The sequence below is a fragment of the Gordonia cholesterolivorans genome (assembly GCF_039531975.1).
GTDB lineage: Bacteria > Actinomycetota > Actinomycetes > Mycobacteriales > Mycobacteriaceae > Gordonia > Gordonia sihwensis.
This window is the reverse complement of sequence record NZ_BAAARB010000001.1, coordinates 94,943-112,776: the sequence shown is the minus strand read 5'-3', so window position 1 is coordinate 112,776 and position 17,834 is coordinate 94,943. Positions and strand designations below refer to the sequence as shown.

General features: G+C 67.6%; 20 protein-coding genes and 1 tRNA gene. 16 read left to right on the top strand and 5 right to left on the bottom strand.

The annotated features are described in order from the left end of the window. Nucleotides 1-43: 43 nt before the first annotated feature. Nucleotides 44-1,312 carry a Na+/H+ antiporter NhaA gene (gene nhaA / locus ABFX36_RS00470; protein ID WP_346074670.1) on the top strand — a complete coding sequence of 423 codons (1,269 nt, stop codon included), beginning with the start codon at nucleotides 44-46 and terminating at the stop codon, nucleotides 1,310-1,312. 100 nt (nucleotides 1,313-1,412) lie between these two features. Further along, nucleotides 1,413-1,718, top strand: a complete 306-nt coding sequence (locus ABFX36_RS00465) for an FmdB family zinc ribbon protein (protein WP_006894708.1) — start codon at nucleotides 1,413-1,415, stop codon at nucleotides 1,716-1,718. 37 nt (nucleotides 1,719-1,755) lie between these two features. Here ABFX36_RS00465 and ABFX36_RS00460 read toward each other — a convergent pair whose 3' ends face one another. Next, nucleotides 1,756-2,343 carry a 5-formyltetrahydrofolate cyclo-ligase gene (locus ABFX36_RS00460; RefSeq protein ID WP_006894709.1) on the bottom strand — a complete coding sequence of 196 codons (588 nt, stop codon included), beginning with the start codon at nucleotides 2,341-2,343 and terminating at the stop codon, nucleotides 1,756-1,758. 59 nt (nucleotides 2,344-2,402) lie between these two features. On the opposite strand from ABFX36_RS00460, the gene ABFX36_RS00455 reads away from it, so the two are divergent. The 5 genes from ABFX36_RS00455 to ABFX36_RS00435 all read left to right on the top strand — a co-directional run bounded on the left by ABFX36_RS00455 (nucleotide 2,403) and on the right by ABFX36_RS00435 (nucleotide 7,157). Further along, on the top strand, nucleotides 2,403-3,338 hold the full coding sequence (locus ABFX36_RS00455; RefSeq protein ID WP_039866719.1) for a UTP--glucose-1-phosphate uridylyltransferase: 936 nt from the start codon (nucleotides 2,403-2,405) through the stop codon (nucleotides 3,336-3,338). A 134-nt stretch (nucleotides 3,339-3,472) separates the two neighbouring features. Next, nucleotides 3,473-4,777 (top strand): molybdotransferase-like divisome protein Glp, encoded by a 1,305-nt coding sequence (gene glp, locus ABFX36_RS00450; protein ID WP_222111747.1) that lies wholly within the window; start codon nucleotides 3,473-3,475, stop codon nucleotides 4,775-4,777. A 30-nt stretch (nucleotides 4,778-4,807) separates the two neighbouring features. After that, the gene (locus tag ABFX36_RS00445; RefSeq protein ID WP_039866720.1) at nucleotides 4,808-5,464 is read left to right on the top strand and encodes a GNAT family N-acetyltransferase; all 657 of its coding nucleotides are present in this window, start codon (nucleotides 4,808-4,810) and stop codon (nucleotides 5,462-5,464) included. Between the two features lie 120 nt (nucleotides 5,465-5,584). Continuing rightward, nucleotides 5,585-6,940, top strand: coding sequence for a gephyrin-like molybdotransferase receptor GlpR (locus ABFX36_RS00440; RefSeq protein WP_346074669.1), 1,356 nt, complete (start codon nucleotides 5,585-5,587; stop codon nucleotides 6,938-6,940). Nucleotides 6,941-6,977: 37 nt separating this feature from the next. After that, nucleotides 6,978-7,157, top strand: a complete 180-nt coding sequence (locus ABFX36_RS00435) for a hypothetical protein (RefSeq protein ID WP_006894714.1) — start codon at nucleotides 6,978-6,980, stop codon at nucleotides 7,155-7,157. 24 nt (nucleotides 7,158-7,181) lie between these two features. Here ABFX36_RS00435 and ABFX36_RS00430 read toward each other — a convergent pair whose 3' ends face one another. From ABFX36_RS00430 to ABFX36_RS00420, 3 genes are all read right to left on the bottom strand, one after another. After that, nucleotides 7,182-7,928 carry a hypothetical protein gene (locus ABFX36_RS00430; RefSeq protein ID WP_006894715.1) on the bottom strand — a complete coding sequence of 249 codons (747 nt, stop codon included), beginning with the start codon at nucleotides 7,926-7,928 and terminating at the stop codon, nucleotides 7,182-7,184. Between the two features lie 76 nt (nucleotides 7,929-8,004). Then, the gene (locus ABFX36_RS00425; protein ID WP_006894716.1) at nucleotides 8,005-8,535 is read right to left on the bottom strand and encodes an MmpS family transport accessory protein; all 531 of its coding nucleotides are present in this window, start codon (nucleotides 8,533-8,535) and stop codon (nucleotides 8,005-8,007) included. Nucleotides 8,536-8,689: 154 nt separating this feature from the next. Further along, the gene (locus tag ABFX36_RS00420; protein ID WP_006894717.1) at nucleotides 8,690-9,454 is read right to left on the bottom strand and encodes a lytic transglycosylase domain-containing protein; all 765 of its coding nucleotides are present in this window, start codon (nucleotides 9,452-9,454) and stop codon (nucleotides 8,690-8,692) included. Between the two features lie 432 nt (nucleotides 9,455-9,886). Here ABFX36_RS00420 and ABFX36_RS00415 point away from each other — a divergent pair, with 432 nt between their 5' ends. Next, complete coding sequence (locus ABFX36_RS00415) at nucleotides 9,887-10,615, top strand: hypothetical protein (RefSeq protein ID WP_045540197.1); 729 nt, start codon at nucleotides 9,887-9,889, stop codon at nucleotides 10,613-10,615. A 40-nt stretch (nucleotides 10,616-10,655) separates the two neighbouring features. Here the strand turns inward: ABFX36_RS00415 and ABFX36_RS00410 are convergent. After that, a tRNA-Ala gene (locus tag ABFX36_RS00410) sits at nucleotides 10,656-10,728 on the bottom strand. 528 nt (nucleotides 10,729-11,256) lie between these two features. On the opposite strand from ABFX36_RS00410, the gene ABFX36_RS00405 reads away from it, so the two are divergent. From ABFX36_RS00405 to ABFX36_RS00370, 8 genes are all read left to right on the top strand, one after another. Beyond that, nucleotides 11,257-12,084 carry an HNH endonuclease family protein gene (locus ABFX36_RS00405; RefSeq protein ID WP_081598052.1) on the top strand — a complete coding sequence of 276 codons (828 nt, stop codon included), beginning with the start codon at nucleotides 11,257-11,259 and terminating at the stop codon, nucleotides 12,082-12,084. A gap of 251 nt (nucleotides 12,085-12,335) precedes the next feature. Beyond that, nucleotides 12,336-12,638, top strand: a complete 303-nt coding sequence (locus ABFX36_RS00400) for an urease subunit gamma (RefSeq protein WP_006894743.1) — start codon at nucleotides 12,336-12,338, stop codon at nucleotides 12,636-12,638. A gap of 35 nt (nucleotides 12,639-12,673) precedes the next feature. Then, nucleotides 12,674-13,141 carry an urease subunit beta gene (locus ABFX36_RS00395; protein ID WP_062367637.1) on the top strand — a complete coding sequence of 156 codons (468 nt, stop codon included), beginning with the start codon at nucleotides 12,674-12,676 and terminating at the stop codon, nucleotides 13,139-13,141. Continuing rightward, nucleotides 13,141-14,859: an urease subunit alpha gene (locus ABFX36_RS00390; protein ID WP_346074668.1), complete on the top strand. Its 1,719-nt coding sequence runs from the start codon at nucleotides 13,141-13,143 to the stop codon at nucleotides 14,857-14,859. Before ABFX36_RS00395 ends, ABFX36_RS00390 begins: the two co-directional genes overlap by 1 nt. Nucleotides 14,860-14,912: 53 nt before the next feature. Continuing rightward, nucleotides 14,913-15,521, top strand: a complete 609-nt coding sequence (locus ABFX36_RS00385) for an urease accessory protein UreE (RefSeq protein ID WP_006894747.1) — start codon at nucleotides 14,913-14,915, stop codon at nucleotides 15,519-15,521. Beyond that, on the top strand, nucleotides 15,508-16,221 hold the full coding sequence (locus ABFX36_RS00380; RefSeq protein ID WP_231875742.1) for an urease accessory protein UreF: 714 nt from the start codon (nucleotides 15,508-15,510) through the stop codon (nucleotides 16,219-16,221). Before ABFX36_RS00385 ends, ABFX36_RS00380 begins: the two co-directional genes overlap by 14 nt. A gap of 7 nt (nucleotides 16,222-16,228) precedes the next feature. Further along, nucleotides 16,229-16,855 carry an urease accessory protein UreG gene (gene ureG / locus ABFX36_RS00375; RefSeq protein ID WP_006894749.1) on the top strand — a complete coding sequence of 209 codons (627 nt, stop codon included), beginning with the start codon at nucleotides 16,229-16,231 and terminating at the stop codon, nucleotides 16,853-16,855. An 8-nt stretch (nucleotides 16,856-16,863) separates the two neighbouring features. Continuing rightward, entirely contained in the window at nucleotides 16,864-17,778 is a 915-nt protein-coding gene (locus ABFX36_RS00370) for an urease accessory protein UreD (protein ID WP_052692460.1), read from the top strand. The last annotated feature ends 56 nt before the right edge of the window (nucleotides 17,779-17,834 follow it).

Genomic DNA, 17,834 nt, shown 5'->3' with positions numbered 1-17,834 from the left:
CGACAACGATTTCCACAGATTCGGTGTCTGCAAAGATGTGTACATGAGCGATCACGGGGTCTACGGCCCATCGACGACCGACTCGGGGACCGATCAGGGATCGTCGCGGCGACAGGCGTGGAAGGGCTGGATCAGCGGTGACATCCAGGGCGGCGCGGTTCTTCTGGTCGCCGCACTGCTCGGCTTCGCCCTCGCGAACTCGCCGTGGCGCGAGGGGTATCACTCGATGCTGGAAACCGTGGTGGGGCCGGCGTCGCTTCATCTCGACCTGTCGCTGGCCGAGTGGGCGGCCGACGGTCTGCTCGCGATCTTCTTCTTCGTCGTCGGGCTCGAACTCAAGCACGAATTCGTCGCAGGCAGTCTGCGTGACCCGCGCCGCGCCGGTGTGCCCGTGGCGGCGGCGGTGGGCGGGATGGTGGTTCCCGCACTCATCTATGTGGCGATCGTCGCCACCAACGATCCCGAGGCGCTGCGCGGGTGGGCGACGCCGACCGCTACCGACATAGCCTTCGCGCTGTCGGTGTTCGCGATCTTCGGCGCAGGACTGCCCAGCGCGCTGCGCGTCTTCCTGATGACACTCGCGGTGGTCGACGACCTGCTCGGAATCATCGTGATCGCCACGGTCTACACCGAGACCATCGACTTCGTGATGCTCGCGATCGGGCTGGTCTGCGTCGTGGCCTTCGGGTTCGCGGTGAGATTGCGTCGCACGCACTGGTGGATTCTGGCGCCGCTGGGGCTGGCCGCGTGGGGATTCGTCCACGCGTCCGGTGTCCATTCCACCGTGGCCGGCGTCCTCCTCGGTTTCGCGGTCCCCGCCGCTCTGGTATTCGACGAGCGTCACCCGCGCACCGAATCGTTCGCGGAGACCGTGGCGCCGATCTCGGCGGGCATCGCCCTGCCGTTGTTCGCGTTCGCCTCTGCGGGTGTGACGGTCATCGGGGTGGGGCACATCGTGCAGCCGGTGAGCATCGGCGTGTTCTGCGGTCTCGTGGTCGGCAAAGTGCTCGGAGTGGTGGTCACCACCTTCCTGGTGACACGGCTGACGCCGCTGCGTCTCGCGGAGGGCATCTCTGTGCGCAGCCTCGTGCCCGTGGGACTGCTGACAGGTATCGGCTTCACAGTCGCACTGCTGATCGCCGAACTGTCGTTCTCCGACGCCACCGGTCTCCCCGCGGATCACCAACCCGCGGCGAAGGTGGGGATCCTGCTCGGTTCGCTGGTCGCGGCCGTCCTCGGCGGTGCGTTGCTCCGGTGGGACGTGCGGCATGCGCGCGTGAACGGCGAGGCCGCCGTCGAGCTGGACGACTAGGCCGAAAGCACTCGATCCGCACCGTCGCTGGCACTCGGAATGATTGAGTGCCAGATTCGGTTTACACTAGACAACGAGTTCTCGACCTTCGGAGGTTTCCGTGCCCACCTACAGCTACGCGTGCACTGAGTGCGACAACAAGTTCGACATCCAGCAGGCGTTCTCTGACGACTCGCTGACCGAGTGCCCGCAGTGCAGCGGCCGCTTGCGCAAGCTCTTCAATTCGGTCGGCATCGTCTTCAAGGGCAGCGGTTTCTACCGCACCGACTCTCGCTCGGGCGGATCGGTGGCGGCCAATTCCTCCTCCAGCGACTCCGGCTCGACCTCGTCGTCGTCCGACTCGTCGACGAGCGGTTCGGCCTCCGGGACGAGCGCCGCGGCGGCACCGGCGGCAGCCTCCGCCTGACACGGGCTCGCGCGGGTCGCTCCGCGCAAATGTCCGATCAGCCCGGTGACACGCGGCTGAATCCGCCGCCCGGGGTCAGCACCCAGTCCATCGGGACGTCGTTGGCCTCGTGCGGGACGCCGTCGTCGAACAACTCGGCATCGTGCACCACGGCCACCACCGGCGCCTCCACGGCGGCGAGGGTGCGGTCGTAATAGCCGGCACCCCGGCCGAGCCGCGCGCCGGTGCGGTCGGCGGCCACCGCCGGGACCAGGATGAGGGCGGCGTCGTGCAGCACATCCGGATCGAGCCGGTAGCCCTGAGGTTCGAGCAGGCGCCACCGGCCCTGAGTCAGTGAGCTCTCGCCGCGGTACTCGCCCCACTGCAGTCGTGCCGGATCGCCCTCGGGGACGATCGGAAGCAGCACCCGCAGCCCCTGATCGAGCAGCGCGTCGAGCATCGCCGTCCCGCCGGGTTCGGCGCGGGTGGCGACGTATGCTGCGACCGTGTCGCCCGCGGCGAGTTCGACGGGCAACCGATACATCCATTCGGCGAGTTCCGCATTGCACTGGGCGAGAACGAAGGGCGACATCCGGGACCTGGCATCGAGGACGCGGCGCCGCATGTCGGACTTTTCGGTGCTCATGGCTCCCTTTCAGAGACTCACGTCCGATCCTGCCAGAAACGGCCATTACGCTGAGGCACATGTCCGACACCTCCGCTCGACCGTCAGGCCGGCGCGCCGTGATGCATGCGCCGCCCATCCCGTACACCGCCGTCGTTCCCGCGGCCGGTCTCGGCACCAGGTTTCTGCCGGCCACCAAGACGGTGCCGAAGGAACTGCTGCCCATCGTCGACACCCCCGGCATCGAGTTGGTGGCCGAAGAGGCGAAGTCGGCGGGTGCCGAGCGGCTGCTGATCGTCACCTCGCCGGGTAAAGACGGTGTGGTCGCGCACTTCGTCGAAGACCTGGTCCTCGAGGGCCGCCTCGCCAAGCGCGGCAAGGAGGCGATGCTCGCCAAGGTGCGGAACGCCCCGTCGCTGCTGGAGGTGGACTCGGTGGTGCAGGACCGCCCGCTCGGCCTCGGCCACGCCGTCGGCTGCGTGGAACCGGAACTGGCTGACGACGAGGATGCGATCGCGGTGCTGCTGCCCGACGATCTGGTGCTGCCCGGCGGAGTCCTCGGCCGGATGGCGGCCGCACACGCTCGGTACGGCGGCAGCGTCCTGTGCGCGATCGAGGTGCCCGGGGAGAAGATCAGCGCGTACGGCGTATTCGACGTCGAGGAGGTCGCCGACGATCCGGAGGTCAAGCGGGTGCGCGGCATGGTCGAGAAGCCGCCCGCAGCGGAAGCTCCCTCGAATCTGGCGGCGGCGGGCCGGTACATCCTCGACCGCAAGATCTTCGACGCGTTGCGCACCATCGAGCCGGGCGCGGGCGGCGAACTCCAGCTGACGGATGCGATCGCGTTGTTGATCGAGTGGGGCGAGCCCGTCCATGTCGTGGTCCACGAGGGCAGCCGGCACGATCTCGGGAATCCCGGCGGATACCTGAAGGCCGCCGTCGACTTCGCTCTCGACCGTGACGACTACGGTCCGGAGCTGCGGGAATGGCTGGTTCGACGGCTCGCCGACGACTGACCGATCTCGCTGTGTTCAGCGCGCCTGCGGGCTCTGCGCGGAGCGGGCCGTTAGCCTCGAACTGCGCGTTGCCCGGTCGTGCGAGCGGTCGGCGCGCACCGATCTGAGACCACTCGGGGGACGTGAGGAGAACTATGCGCTCGGTCGAGGACCATTTGAGCCTCGTGACGGCTTCGGTGGTCGCACCGCGACCGGTGCAGGTGGCCATCTCCGAGGCCGAGGGCCTGCTGTGCGCGGAGGAGGTCGTCACCTCCGACCCGCTGCCCGGTTTCGATCAAGCCGCCGTCGACGGTTACGCGGTGCGCGCGGTGGATGTGGCGCCGGCCGGCGCTCCCGCCCCCGACGATGTGACCGAGCTGAACGCGGACGGGATCGAGGTGGAGGAACTCGACGACAGCGGCCGGCTCGTGGTGCATCTCCCGGTGGTCGGAGACGTGACCGCGGGTTCGCGCACCCCGACCCGGCTGCAGCCGGGACAGGCGGTCCGGGTCGAGACCGGAGCGCCGATGCCCACGCTGGCCGACGCGGTCGTGCCGGTCAGATGGACCGACGGGGGCGAATCGCGGGTGATGGTCGGGCACGCCGTCGACAGCGGCGACTACGTCCGGCGCACCGGCGACGACGTCCGTCCCGGTGACGTCGCGGTCCGCGCGGGCGCGGTGATCGGCCCCGCGCAGGTCGGTCTGCTGGCCGCGGTCGGACGGTCGCGGGTCCTGGTGCATCCGCGACCGCGGGTCTCGGTGATCGCCGTCGGCAACGAACTGGTCGACATCGATCGGAAACCCGGTGCGGGGCAGGTCTTCGACATCAACAGCTATTCCCTCGCGGCCGCCGCGCGCGACGCCGGCGCCGACGTGCACCGCGTCGGGATCGCCGAGCGCGACCCCGCCCGCCTGCGCGAAGCCGTGGAGGCCCAGCTGATCCGGTCGGAGATCGTGGTGATCTGCGGATCGATCGGCGGGGCCGCGTCGCGCGCCGTGGGCGAGGCGCTCGCCGATCTCGGCGACCTCGAGATCGGGCGTGTGGCAATGCATCCGGGATCGGTGCAGGGCTTCGGACGGCTCGGGCGGGACGAGATCCCCACCTTCCTGCTGCCCGCCAACCCGGTCAGCGCGCTCGTCACCTTCGAAGTGATGGTCCGGCCCCTCATCCGCATCGCCCTCGGCAAACGGCAGCCGATGCGGCGCATGGTGACGGCACGGACGATCGGCCCGATTCTGTCGGTGGAGGGCCGGCGCGGATTCCTGCGCGGCCAGCTGATGCGCGACGAGCGGTCCGGGGAGTATCTCGTCCAGGTGATCGGCGAGTCGGAGAGCGGCGCCTCCCATCTGCTGGCGGAGTTGGCCGAGGCCAACTGCCTGATCGTGGTGGACGAGGACGTCGAAGAACTGCGGACCGGTGATCACGTCGATGTCATGTTCTTGGCGCAGCGCGGATAGCGGGCCGGGCCGCCTGACTACAATCGCCCTGTGCTGAGGTGGTTGGTCGATTCGCCGCGGAGCCCGGGTTGGCCGGCGGAGCTGGGACCCGTCCGGGTCAAGTCCGGTGTGGTTCGCGTGCGCCCGATCCGGATGCGTGATGCGGGCGAGTGGAGTCGACTGCGGATCAAGAACCAGAACGACTTGCTTCCGTGGGAACCGACCGGCCAGGGGCCGTGGGACGCGCGCCACCAGCCGTCGTCCTGGGCGCCGCTGTTCTCGCTCCTGAAGTCCGAGGCCAAGCGCGGAACGGTGCTGCCCTTCGTGATCGAGGTGGACGGACGGTACGCCGGGCAGCTGACCATCGGCAACGTTCAGCGCGGGGCGGTGCGCAGCGCGTGGATCGGGTACTGGGTCGATTCCGACGTGGCGGGCGGTGGCGTGGCCTCGGCCGCCGTGGCGCTGGGTGTCGATCACGCCTTCGGGCCGGTCGGACTGCACCGGCTGGAAGCCACCGTGCAGCCGGAGAACGCGGCGTCGCAGGCGGTGCTGACCAAGATCGGCTTCCGTCGCGAGGGATTGTTGAAGCGGTACATGGATGTGAACGCGCGGTGGCGCGACCATCTGCTGTTCGGGCTCACCGTCGACGAGGTGTCGGGGAGCGCGGTCGACACACTGATCCGCGCCGGTCGCGCCCACGCCGTCTGAGGTGCTGATCGTTCGCTGAGAAATGGAAGTTCCCCGGCGCGCCTGAGCCGCACGCCGTCGGACGGTTCCTACCCTGTGGAGTGGATACTCGTCGCTCGACCCGGAAAGGAGCTGCCGGTCATGCCGACTTCTGTGCTGTGGGTGACCCTGATCGCAGTTTGGCTGTTCGTGCTGGTCCCCATGGTGCTGCGCGGTCGGCCTCAGGCCCGCAAGACAACCGAAGCGGCTGCGAACACCCGCCTGGTGCACCGTGGCGGCTCGAGTCGGCGGACGTCGAGCAGGACCGCGGCTCGGGCGCGCGCCGCCCAGCGCGCCGCCGCGAAGGCCGCCGAACAGGCGAAGGCCGCGCAGCGCAAGGCCGACGTCACGGCCGTTTCCGCGACGCAAGCGGCGGACGAAGCGGATGCGGCAGTCGACGATCGGGATGACGACGTCGACCGTCTGGAGGCCGATTCGGGGGTCATCGAGACCGTCGACGCGGAGCTCGTCGACGAAGCCGGAGACCAGACACCGGCGGAGACCGAGGACGACGATGTGGTCGATGTCGAACTCGACGACGCCGACCTGGATGGACTGGACGACGCCGAGATGGTCGACGCCGAAGAGTCTGCCGAGGAGCCTGAGGCGGAGTCTGAGGCGGGGCCGGACGTGGACGTCCTGTCGGCGGTCGAGATGACCGACCAGATCCCGGTGGTTGTAGCGGACGTGGTCGACCTCGACGAGGCACAGGCCGCGCGTGACGCGGATCAGATCCCGGTGGACGAGGCATACGACGAGGCGAACGACGGCGAGGTGTTCGAGGAAGACCAGTACGAGGAGCACGCCGAGGACGACCAGGACGCGTACGAGTACGACGAGTACGACACCGAGGACGACGAGAGCGAGTACGCGCAGGACGAGTACGCGCAGGACGATGACGACGATGCAGCGGCGGCGGGCGAGTTCGGCTCCGTCCTGGACGACGACGCGGGGTCTGCTCCGACGGCGCGCGAACTCCGCGGTCGCGGCGGGCGCGGACCGGACCATGTGGCCGAACGTGAGCGGATGCAGTACCGCGAACGGCAGCGGATGGTCCTCATCCTGGCAGTGCTCACGATCGGATCTATCGTCGGCGCATTCGTCTTCCGGCCGTGGGGGATCATCGCCGCGGTCGCGATGGTCGCGGTGTTCTCGCTGTACCTGGTGTTCCTGCGCAGAACAGTGCGTGAGGAGCACGCGCGAGCTGCTCAGCGCGCGGCTCGCCGCCGACGTCAGCGGTTGGAGGACGAGCGGCTGCAGTCTCGTCGAGCCGAACCCACCTACATGGAGCCGCCCGCACGCCTCCGCCGGCCCGGCGGAGCGATCGTCCTCGAGATCGACGACGAGGACCCGGCCTTCGACCATCTCCCGACTTACGACTTCGCCTACCAGTCCGAGTACGACGACAGCGCCGACGATGATCACGACAGCCTGCAGTTCCGTCGAACGGCTGTGTAACGCTGCCGTGCGGCATGATTCGCCCTAGGCTGGAGACATGAGCGACGACGACCAGTGGTACTTCGATCTCTCCACGGGCAACGTGACGCAGGGCAAGATCGGCAACGTATTCAATCGGATGGGACCCTATCCGGATGAGGCGACGGCGCGTCGTGCGCTGGAGATCGCCGCCGCGCGCAACGCGGCGGCCGATTCTCAGGACGACGAGGAGTCGTAGGCGTCTTCCGCGAGATGCACGCTGTCAGGGCTGCTCGCCGGTGCTGATCGTGTCGGGGTGGGCGACTACCCATTCCCTGCACAGTTTGGCAGCGCGGCGAAGTGCGATGAGTTCACCGAGATAGCTCGCGGCGCCGCCGACGAACGGGATCCAGCCCAGCCAGCTCAACAGGCGTGGAGAGCCCGGTCGATCGCCGAGCGACCGGGACAGGTCGTGAAGGGTGCGGCCAACGCTCCACAGCCGGGACACGAACGCCTTCTCTCGGCGGGTCGAACCGTCGTCGAAGGGTTCGGCGTCGGCAGGGGATTCGAGTCGGACATCGAGGTTCCGGCCGAACAGGATCGATGCGAGCATCGTGACCGCGGCGTCGCGTGACACCACGCCGTACTCACGGCTCACCGCACGCAGCACCAGCGCCTGGCTGGCGAATCCCAGGTAATCGGACATCGGCAGCTTCTTGGTCCAGGGACCGAAGATGCTGGGGAACGCGACGCCGCCGGTCGTCACCAGACCGATGCGGGAGACCCACCAGTCGGCGTGGTCGCGCAGTGGCAGGTCGTCCCATCCGGCGGTACCCGGCCAGTCGAGGACGTTGAGAACGCCGGACGCTGCGACGGCACTGCGGTCGAGGCAGTTCCGCGGATTCTGGAAGGCGTGCGTCCGAGGCTTCAGGTCCAGCGGATCGGCGGTGATGAGCACGTCGAGCATCGGGTCGATCGTCGCGATCGCGCGGTCGAGGACCGTCGCGACCTCTGTATCACTGAGCGCCATGCCGCTGAGCTTATCGTCGTGGGCCGGGGCGTGCAGGTCCCGTCATGGCGACGGGACCTGCGGACAACCCGGGCGACTAGCTGCTCGGCTGGCTCTCCTCGGTGGGAACGCTGTAGGTGCAGTTCGCGGTGGCCGCCGGACCCTTGCTGGTCTGGGTGTTCTTCACCTGGCCGTTCACCAGGATCTCGCAGGTGATCGTCTGGCTCGCGTCGGCCTCGAAGTCGTTCGTGGCGGTGAGGCTGGCGATCTTGCCGAACCCCTGCAGGGTCACGTCCTTGGTCCAGGGCAGCTGCGCTGCGGTGTCCTGGGCCATGTTGAAGTCCTTGTCGCTGTAGGTCACCGACGCGGTACCCCCGCCGGTGACCCGGTAGGTGACGGTGGCGGTGCTGTTCGCGGCCTTGTCGATCTCATTCGCGACGCCGCCGACCATTGCTGAGCAGCCCGCGATCACGGCGATGAACAGCACCACCAGTCCGCCGACGATCCACGGCCACTTCTTTCGCTTCTTCGCCGGCGGCTGCGGGGCGTACGGGTACGGCTGACCGTAAGGATTCGGCTGCTGACCGTACGGATTCGGCTGCTGAGGCTGCGACTCGGGGTTTGTCATCTCGGACTCCTGTGAAAGGTGTTGCCTGAGGGATGAAACCCCTCAGTCGGACATCCGGGATGGTATGCGAAGGGTCGGACAAACCGGCTTAAGTCGTCTAGTCGGACGACAGAACGGCGTCGCGTGAACGGACGCGCGCGGTGGAATGGCGCGCTCAGTAACTCCGCGCGAATCCGAGGACGTTGCTGACGTACTCGGCGGAGTTGTTGTATCGCAGGACGGCGCGGCTCTGCCCGGCCGGATCGGCCAGGTCCAGGTTCTCGTCGCAGAGGTAGCGCGCCGTCGTCAGTGCCGCGTCGAAGAGGTTCTGCGGGTCGGCTTTGCCGTCGCCGTTGCCGTCGGCCGCATAGTGTTCCCACGTCGCGGGGAGGAACTGGGTCGGTCCGACGGCGCGGTCGTACTGTGCGTTGCCGTCGAGACGTCCGCCATCGGTGTCTGCGATGACCTGGTTGCCGGCGAGCGAGCCGTCGAGGACGGGGCCGTATATCGGATGCCGCAACTGGCCGCGCGAGTCGGCGTCACCGAAGTTGGCGTGCTGCGACTCCACCCGGCCGATGCCTGCGATCAGCTTCCAATCGATATGGCATCGGGGCGTGGTCTTGGCCATCGTGGCCGCAGCCGAGCGGTAGGCCTCGAAGTTGATGCGCGGGATCACGCCGGTCGTCACCGAGGCGGGCAGCGCGGGTGCGGGAGGGGTGGCGTGCCGTGTGGCGGCGACCGGCCGGACTGGGGTCTGGGTGGTCGACGGTGCCGGACGGGGGTCGGCCTCGGCACGGATGGGCGTCGAGGCCGCGGCGTGGTCGGAGGATGCCACGCGGTCCGGGGAACTCGACGTCACGCCCATCAGGGCTCCGGTGACCGGAACCAGGCCGGCCGCGACGAGCAGGGCGGACTTCAGCGGTTTGCGATTCGGATGCATGGTCAGACCTTGGTGTCGGGGAGGGTGGCTTCCTCTCGACAGCCGGCCACGCAGGCGATTCGGGCCGCGAACGGCGGCTGTTCGAGGACTGCGGACGAACGTACATGAGTTCGTCGCGATACCGTTATTAGGTCGTTACCAAGCGCCTATGGTGCTTTGTAGTAGTTCGGTGATATTGCAGGTCAACGACGGCGCCTCGCCCAGTTTGTGAGGTGAGACACGAAACCGCAGGTAGCGTCCGATTTCCGGAGTTCGGGGTGGAGCTCACGCGCGGTGTGTCTCGCGCGGCTTGCACCTCACGCGACGTGAGGTTGCATGGTGGAGACATGGCGAACGTGTCGAAGCGGTGGAGCGCCGGTCAGGTCGCGGAGACGAGCGGACTGACGGTGCGGACCCTGCATCACTGGGACGAGATGGCTCGCCCCGCTACGGGTGCTGTCTGATCAACTCCGGCGCGTCGATGCGGAACTGATCGCTCTGGGCCGGTTGCGGGAACGACTGGCCGCAGTGGTCGCCGCCGGGGACGCCAGTGTCGAGTGCGTCGACCCTGCGGAGATGCTGCGGCTCATGCGAGCGGCTCGCACCGGCGCGGGCGAGGTGCTCGACCGCCACTTGAACGGGGAGCAACGCGAGCGCCTCGCTGCCGCAGCGGCGGAGACCGGTCCGGGCCTGGCCTACCGGACCGAGATCGAATGGCCTCATCTGTACCGACGAGTCGAGGAATTGCGCCTGTCCGGTGCGACCGCCGACGACCCGCGCGTGCAGAAGCTCGTGAGCCGGATGGAAGAACTCTCCGTACAGGTCACGGGTGATGACGCTGAGATCAGCGCCGCAGTGCGCGGCGCGTGGCGGGATGATCCTGCGGGCATGTCGGGGGGCCGCACAGGTAGCGGACCCGTGGCGTGCGTTGGCGGAGTTCGTCGATCACGCGCGGCGCGTCCACCTACCCGACGCCGCCGCCGGCGACGGCTCATGAGCTCGTGGCCCGGTGCGGGCTCGCTCCTCCCGCTGTTCGTGCCCCTGGTGATGCTGCTGATCTTGGCTGGTCTCGGCGTGATCGCGTGGGCGGTGCCGATCAGCGTGGCGGTGGCGTGCGCCGTCTTCTCATCGCTCGTCTGTTGGCGGAAGCGCTTCCGGGGATGCGGCCGTGAGAACGAGTGAGGCCAGGTCGAGGATTTCCTCTGACCTGGCCTCACTTCTGTGGAGCTAAGGGGAATCGAACCCCTGACCTACTCGATGCGAACGAGTCGCGCTACCAACTGCGCCATAGCCCCTGAGCGTCTTGCCGACGACCGGAGATCAGTCTAACAGGACGCGAACGCCGGTACGCAAAGCCCCTGCGTCGAGGGGCCGCGTACCGGCGTCCAACGGTGGCCTATCCGCCGAAACCGATGGTGATGGCGACGTGCAGGAGGTCGCCGCCGAAGACGGTGAAGTCGTTGAAGAACTGGGTCAGAGCGGGGAACATGTGTTCGCCTTTCGGTAGGAGTTGGCCGCATCGGGCGATGCCAGAAAATCGTTACACAACCGGTCGAATCGGTATCTCTATGCAGACCCGAATCACATTCACCTGCGGTGGTGGCTACGAACACAGTGCCGTTCGTGCATGAAAGAAAGTGCGTTTTAACTGCGGGTTTGCTGTGAATATCTGGTGCGCGCCGCGCTCCGCGGAGATCCGGACACCCGAAGTTAACCTGACCTCACTTCTGGTTAACGCACGGGGCGCCGGGGAAGTCTTGAGTGGCAGTCGAGACTCGCTGGTTCCGGTGTCCGAGGCGCCGTCTACTCTCGCGCATGTGGGAATGACGAGGAGGCCGCGACGGACAGCTCTGGCAGTCGCCTCCGGAGCGCTCGTCGCCGGCCTGGTGTCCGGATGCTCGCTGCCCGCGCCCGCCGCGCAGGCTCCGGCAACTCCCTCGGTGACGCGCTCGCACGTTCCCGTACCGGTGTCCCCGTCCGGGGCCGTCGAGCCGGAGACGCAGGCGCCCGCTCCCGTGGGGACGGCGCGGGCCGGGCTGGCGCGACTCGCGGTCAAGGGGCGGGCGCCGAAGACGGGGTACGCGCGCGCCGAGTTCGGTCCGGCATGGACCGACGACCAAACCGCCGCCTGGGGTCGCAACGGGCTGAGTACGCGGGAGGACATCCTCTCCCGCGATCTGACCGATGTGACGTGCAAGGTCCGCGGCACCTCGCCCCGCGTGCCGCCGTGCGTGGTGCAGTCAGGGACTCTGCACGACCCGTACACCGGCTCGGTGGTCGAATTCGTGCGCGGGAACAAGACATCGGCATTGGTGCCGATCGACCACGTCGTGAGCCTGGGCGACGGGTGGCAGAAGGGCGCACAGCAGTTGAGCCGGGCCGAGCGGATCGCCTTCTCGAACGATCCGCTGAACCTGATCGCCTCGACGCGCGCCCCCAACTCCGCCAAGTCCGACTCGGACGCGGCGTCCTGGCTCGTGCCGAACAAGAGCTTTCGCTGCGCATACGTGGCGCGGCAGGTGGCGGTCAAACTCAAGTACCGCCTGTGGGTCACCGGCGCCGAGAAGGACGCGATCTCCCGGGTTCTCGAGAAGTGCCCTGATCAGCCGCTGCCGACCGAGTCGGACGCCGTGCGCCGCACCTACGGTTGACGGCGAGGTCTTATCGCCGAGTGGGGTCGTCGACGCCGGAAAGTGGCGTGACCATTCGGACGGCCGAAATCCACTGATCTGGAACACATTCCGCGCCATCGGGTGCTACCGTGCGCCGGTCTTCGGGCGAGTTGTCCAGAACTCAGCGGCGAGTCGGAGCCGGTGCTAGTTCAAATCACATGAGTCACACCGCGGTCTTCCGTGCGGAGACGGCGGCGGGATCACCGCTCGATGTCTTTCAAGGGGATGGCATGCATTTGACGCCGCGTGAGCTCGACAAGCTGACGATTCTGAATCTCGCGATGGTGGCCGAACGTCGAAAAGCCCGCGGGCTCAAACTGAACCACCCCGAGTCAGTCGCGATCATCACCGCCGCCGCACTCGAGGGCGCTCGCGACGGCAAGACCGTCGAACAGGTCATGAGCGAGGCCGCCAACGTCCTCACCGTCGACGACGTGATGGAAGGCGTCGGCGACATGATCACCAAGGTCCGAGTGGAAGCCGTGTTCACCGACGGCACCCGTCTCGTGACGGTCCACAATCCGATTCGTTGACCACCACTCGGCGAGCTTACGAAGGGTAGCGCAGCATGGCCTCGGAGAATTCGACGAACGACGATGGGGTGCCCTCGGGAGTCCCGGTGGGCGGGTACGTCCTGCGGGACGAGCCGATCGAGCTCAACGTCGGGCGGCCCCGACAGAAGATCACCGTGCGCAACACCGGTGACCGGCCGGTCCAGGTCGGATCACACTTCCACTTCACGGAGGCGAACCGGGCACTCGAGTTCGATCGGCCCGCCACCTTCGGATGGCGCCTGGACATTCCGGCGGGCACCGCGGTGCGATTCGAGCCGGGCGACGAACAGGACGTGACGCTGGTTCCGTTCGCCGGCAAGAGCCGGGTGTACGGGTTCAACGGCATCGTCAACGGCTGGGCTCCGGTGCGCGACATCTACCGGCCGCGCTATCAGCACGTGGTGGACCTGCTCGAGCAGCGAGGCTTCAAGTCCGCGCCACAGCCCGCACAAGCCCGTACGTCAGAAATTGAGGACAAGTGATGACCAGCATTTCTCGGAAGGATTACTCGGGACTCTTCGGTCCGGTCGCCGGCGACAAGATCCGCCTCGGCAACACCGATCTGTACGTCGAGGTGGAGAAGGACCTCCGGGTCATCGGAGACGAAGCCATCTACGGCGGAGGCAAGACGCTGCGCGACGGTATGGGCCAGGACCCGTCGTCGACGAGCGACACCGGCGCCCTCGACATCGTCATCACCAACGTCGTCATCATCGACGCCGAACTGGGCGTGGTGAAGGCCGACGTCGGTATCGAGGACGGCAAGATCGCCGGTATCGGCAAGGCGGGCAACGCGTCCACCATGCACGGAGTCACGCCGGGCCTGATCACCGGGCCGGCCACCGATGCGATCTCCGGCGAGCAGTTGATCCTCACCGCGGCGGGCCTCGACTCGCACGTCCACATGATCTCGCCGCAGCAGTCGTACACCGCACTGTCCGGCGGCATCACCACGCTGATCGGCGGCGGCGTCGGTCCCACCGACGGAACCAACGGCACCACGATCACCTCCGGCGCATGGAATCTGGAGATGATGCTCAAGGCCAACGAAGGTCTGCCGGTGAATGTCCTGCACTGCGGCAAGGGCAACTCGTCGCGGCGTCCGCCGATCGAGGAGCAGCTGCTCGCCGGGGCGGGCGGTCTCAAGATCCACGAGGACTGGGGTTCCACACCGGAGGCGATCAAGACGGCGCTGGCCGTCGCCGACGATTACGACATCCAGGTGGCGATCCACACCGACACGCTGAACGAGGCCGGCTACGTCGAGGACACCATCGCCGCATTCGACGGCCGGACGATTCACACCTATCACTCGGAGGGCGCGGGTGGCGGTCACGCGCCCGACCTGCTCCGCGTGACCGCGGAACGCAATGTGCTGCCCGCGTCCACCAACCCGACGCTGCCCTACGGGATCAACTCGCAGGCGGAGCTGTTCGACATGATCATGGTCTGCCACAACCTGAATCCGCTGGTGCCGTCCGACGTCGCCTTCGCCGAGAGCCGCGTCCGCGCCGAGACGATCGGCGCCGAGAACGTGCTGCACGACATGGGCGTCATCTCGATCGTGTCGAGCGACTCGCAGGCGATGGGCCGGATCGGCGAGAACTGGCTGCGCACCGTTCAGATGGCCGATGCGATGAAGCGGTCCCGCGGCAAGCTGCCCGAGGACGCGCCGGGCAACGACAACTTCCGCGTGCTCCGCTACGTCGCCAAGGTGACGATCAATCCGGCGATCACCTTCGGTCTGGCCCACTCGGTCGGTTCGATCGCCCCGGGCAAGATGGCCGACCTGGTGCTGTGGGAGCCGGCCTTCTTCGGCGCCAAGCCCCGCACCGTCATCAAGGGCGGAGTGATCAACTGGCATGCGATGGGTGATCCGAACGCGTCCCTGCCGACCCCGCAGCCGGTGATGTACCGCCCGATGTACGGCGCCTACGGGAAGACCCTGCAGGAGACGTCCGCGACCTTCGTCTCCAAGGCGGCGTACGAGTCGGGGATCGCCGAACGGTACGGACTCGAACGCCAGGTGATCCCCGTCCAGGACACCCGTGAGATCAGCAAGGACAACATGGTCCGCAACGACTACATACCCGACATCGAGGTGAATCCCGAGACCTTCGCGGTCACCGTCGACGGCGAGCACGCGTACGTCGAACCGGCCACCCACATCAGTCTCAACCAGCTGTACTTCTTCAGCTGAACTTCATCAGCTGACCGCACCCGCTACCGACCGCATTACGGAGGCAACTCTTCATGAAAAGTCCGGCGACCGGGCTCAACGTCGTGGAGTCGATTCTCGGCAACGAGCACGACGACGAATGGAAGGCGCGGTTGGCCGACGCCGACTGCGACTACGTCTTCCTCGACCAGTGGGAGGCGCAGAAGTCGCGGCTGTGGCGGACCACCGCCAACGGCGACGAGGTGGCCGTGTCGCTGGACCGCGGCGTGCAGCTCCGCGACGGCGACGTGCTCGAATACGACGAGGACGCAAAGACCGCGATCATCGCCCGGATCACCCTTCAGGACGTGATGGAGGTGGACCTGAGCCAGGTGGCTGGACGCGACGAGAACACCGTGATCCAGACCTGTCTGGAGCTGGGGCATGCGATCGGCAACCCGCACTGGCCCGCCGTGGTCAAGGGCGTCAAGGTGTACGTGCCGCTCACCGTCGCGCAGCCGGTGATGAACTCGGTGATGCGCACGCACGCACTCGAGGGCGTGGTGCACCGGTTCATCCCCGGCGCCGAGGTGATCCCGTACATCGCGCCGCACGAGGCTCGACGGCTGTTCGGCGGTGCGGCCCGCGAGGGCGGGGGCCACACCCACACGCATCCGCACGGCCACGCCGGTGACGACCACTGACGTGACCGAGACCGGCGCCGTCCCCGACATCACCCGCTTCATGCGGGCGATGCAGTTCTCCGACACGATGCTGCCGGTCGGCTCGTTCTCCTTCTCCAACGGCCTGGAGACGGCCGTCGCCGAAGGCCTGGTCACCGACGCCGAGAGCCTGCGGCAGTTCGTGCAGGTGTGCGTGAAGCAGGGAGCGTCCTGCGACGGCATCGCCGTGCTGCACGCGCACCGCGCCGCGCTCGCCTGCGACGACGCGGGGCTCGCGGATGCCGACTTCGCGGTGATCGAGCGCAAGCTCAACGAGGAGGGCCGCGTCATGGTGACGCGGATGGGCCGCAAGCTCGCCGAACTGGGACTCCGTCTGGCGCCGATCGCCGACTGGCTCGAGCGGATCAAATCGGGCGAGGTGCCCGGCACCTATCCCGCCACCCGGGCCCTGGTGCTCGCCGAAATCGGTGCCGGCGAACAGGAGTCGTTCGGCATCCACCAGTACGGCGTCGCCGCGACCGTGGTGGGAGCGGCGCTGCGGGTGGTTCGCGTGGACCACATGGACACCCAGCAGATCCTCTTCGATGTCGGCGCGACCGCCGACGAGGACTACCACGCGGTGAAAGACCTGAGCTTGGACGACATGTCCACGTTCGCTCCCATGCTCGACATCTTCGCGCCGATCCACGTCCGATCGCACGTACGCATGTTCTTGAATTGAGGACCCAATGAAGAAGACCACTCGCATCGGCGTCGGCGGACCCGTCGGCTCGGGCAAGACGGCACTGCTGGAGGCGATCACGCCGCACTTCGTGGAGCGCGGCACCAGCGTGCTGATCATCACCAACGACGTCGTCACCACCGAGGACGCCAAGCACGTGCAGAAGGCGCTCAAAGGGGTGCTCATCGAGGAGCGGATCGTCGGCGTCGAGACCGGCGCGTGCCCGCACACCGCGGTGCGGGAGGACCCGAGCATGAACCTGGCCGCGGTCGAGGAGATGGAGGCGACCTTCCCCGACGCCGACATCGTGTTCATCGAGAGCGGCGGCGACAACCTGACGCTCACCTTCAGCCCGGCCCTCGTCGACTTCTTCATCTACGTGATCGACGTGGCCGCCGGCGACAAGATCCCGCGCAAGAACGGTCCGGGCATCGCGCAGTCGGACATCCTCGTCATCAACAAGACCGATCTGGCGCCGTACGTCGGCGCGGATCTGTCGGTGATGGAACGCGATTCGGCCGCGCAGCGCAACGGTAAGCCCTTCGTGTTCACCAACTGCAAGACCGGAGAGGGTGTCGAAGAGGTCGTCGACCTGATCGCCCACGGAGTCCTCTTCGACTCCGTCGGCGGCTGACCGAGGCCGTGGGCGCCGTGGACCTGCCCGAGCTGGCGATCTACCAGGATCAGCCCAGACAGGCCCGGGTGGGCACCCCCGGAAAGATCGGTGCGTTGCGAATGCGATTCGAACAACGGCGTGGCAGAACCGTTCTCGCCGACCTGTACCGCCAGACGCCGCTGCTGGTGCAGCAGGCCCTGTACTGGGACGAGGCCGTCCCCGACATGGCGTGCGTCTGCATCGTCTCCACCTCCGGCGGAGTGGTGCAGGGCGACCGCCTGTCGGTCGACGTCGTGGCCGAGACCGATACGCGCGTCCACATCACCACCCAGTCGGCCACCAAGGTGCAGCAGATGGACGCCAACTACGCCGTGCACGCGCAGACCTTCGTGCTCGGCGACGGGGCCTACGTCGAGTACCTCCCGGGTTCGACGATCCCGCACCGCAACTCGCGGTACGTGGTGACGAGCGACATCGAGATCGCCGAGTCGGCGACCCTGCTGTCCTCGGAGATCGTGCTGTCCGGCCGCAAGCACCACCGCGCCGACGAGGTCTTCGGGTACGACGTCTTCTCCTCGCTGATGAAGGCGCGGCGCCCCGACGGGACGCGGTTGTTCACCGAGAAGATCCTGATCGAACCGCAGCGCAGCCCCATCCGCCATCCCGGCGCCATGGGGCGCTACGACGTCTTCGGCAACGTTGTCGTGCTGACCCCGCCCGAGCACGCCGAGGCCATCCTGGTCCGAGTGCCGACCGGCCTCATCGACGGCGCCTACAGCGGCGCTAGCCGGCTCCCCGGCGACTGCGGACTCATCTTCAAGGTGCTCGGCGTGGAGCGCCAGCCCGTCACCGAACGGGTCCGGGCCTTCTGGTCGATCGTGCGCGAGGAAGTGCTCGGTGCACCGATCGGCCCCGCACAACTGTGGCGGGGCCAGCAGTGACGACGGCCGCGGCTCACCCCGCCCGCGGTTTCGCCAACCCCCTGCAGGAGGAGCCT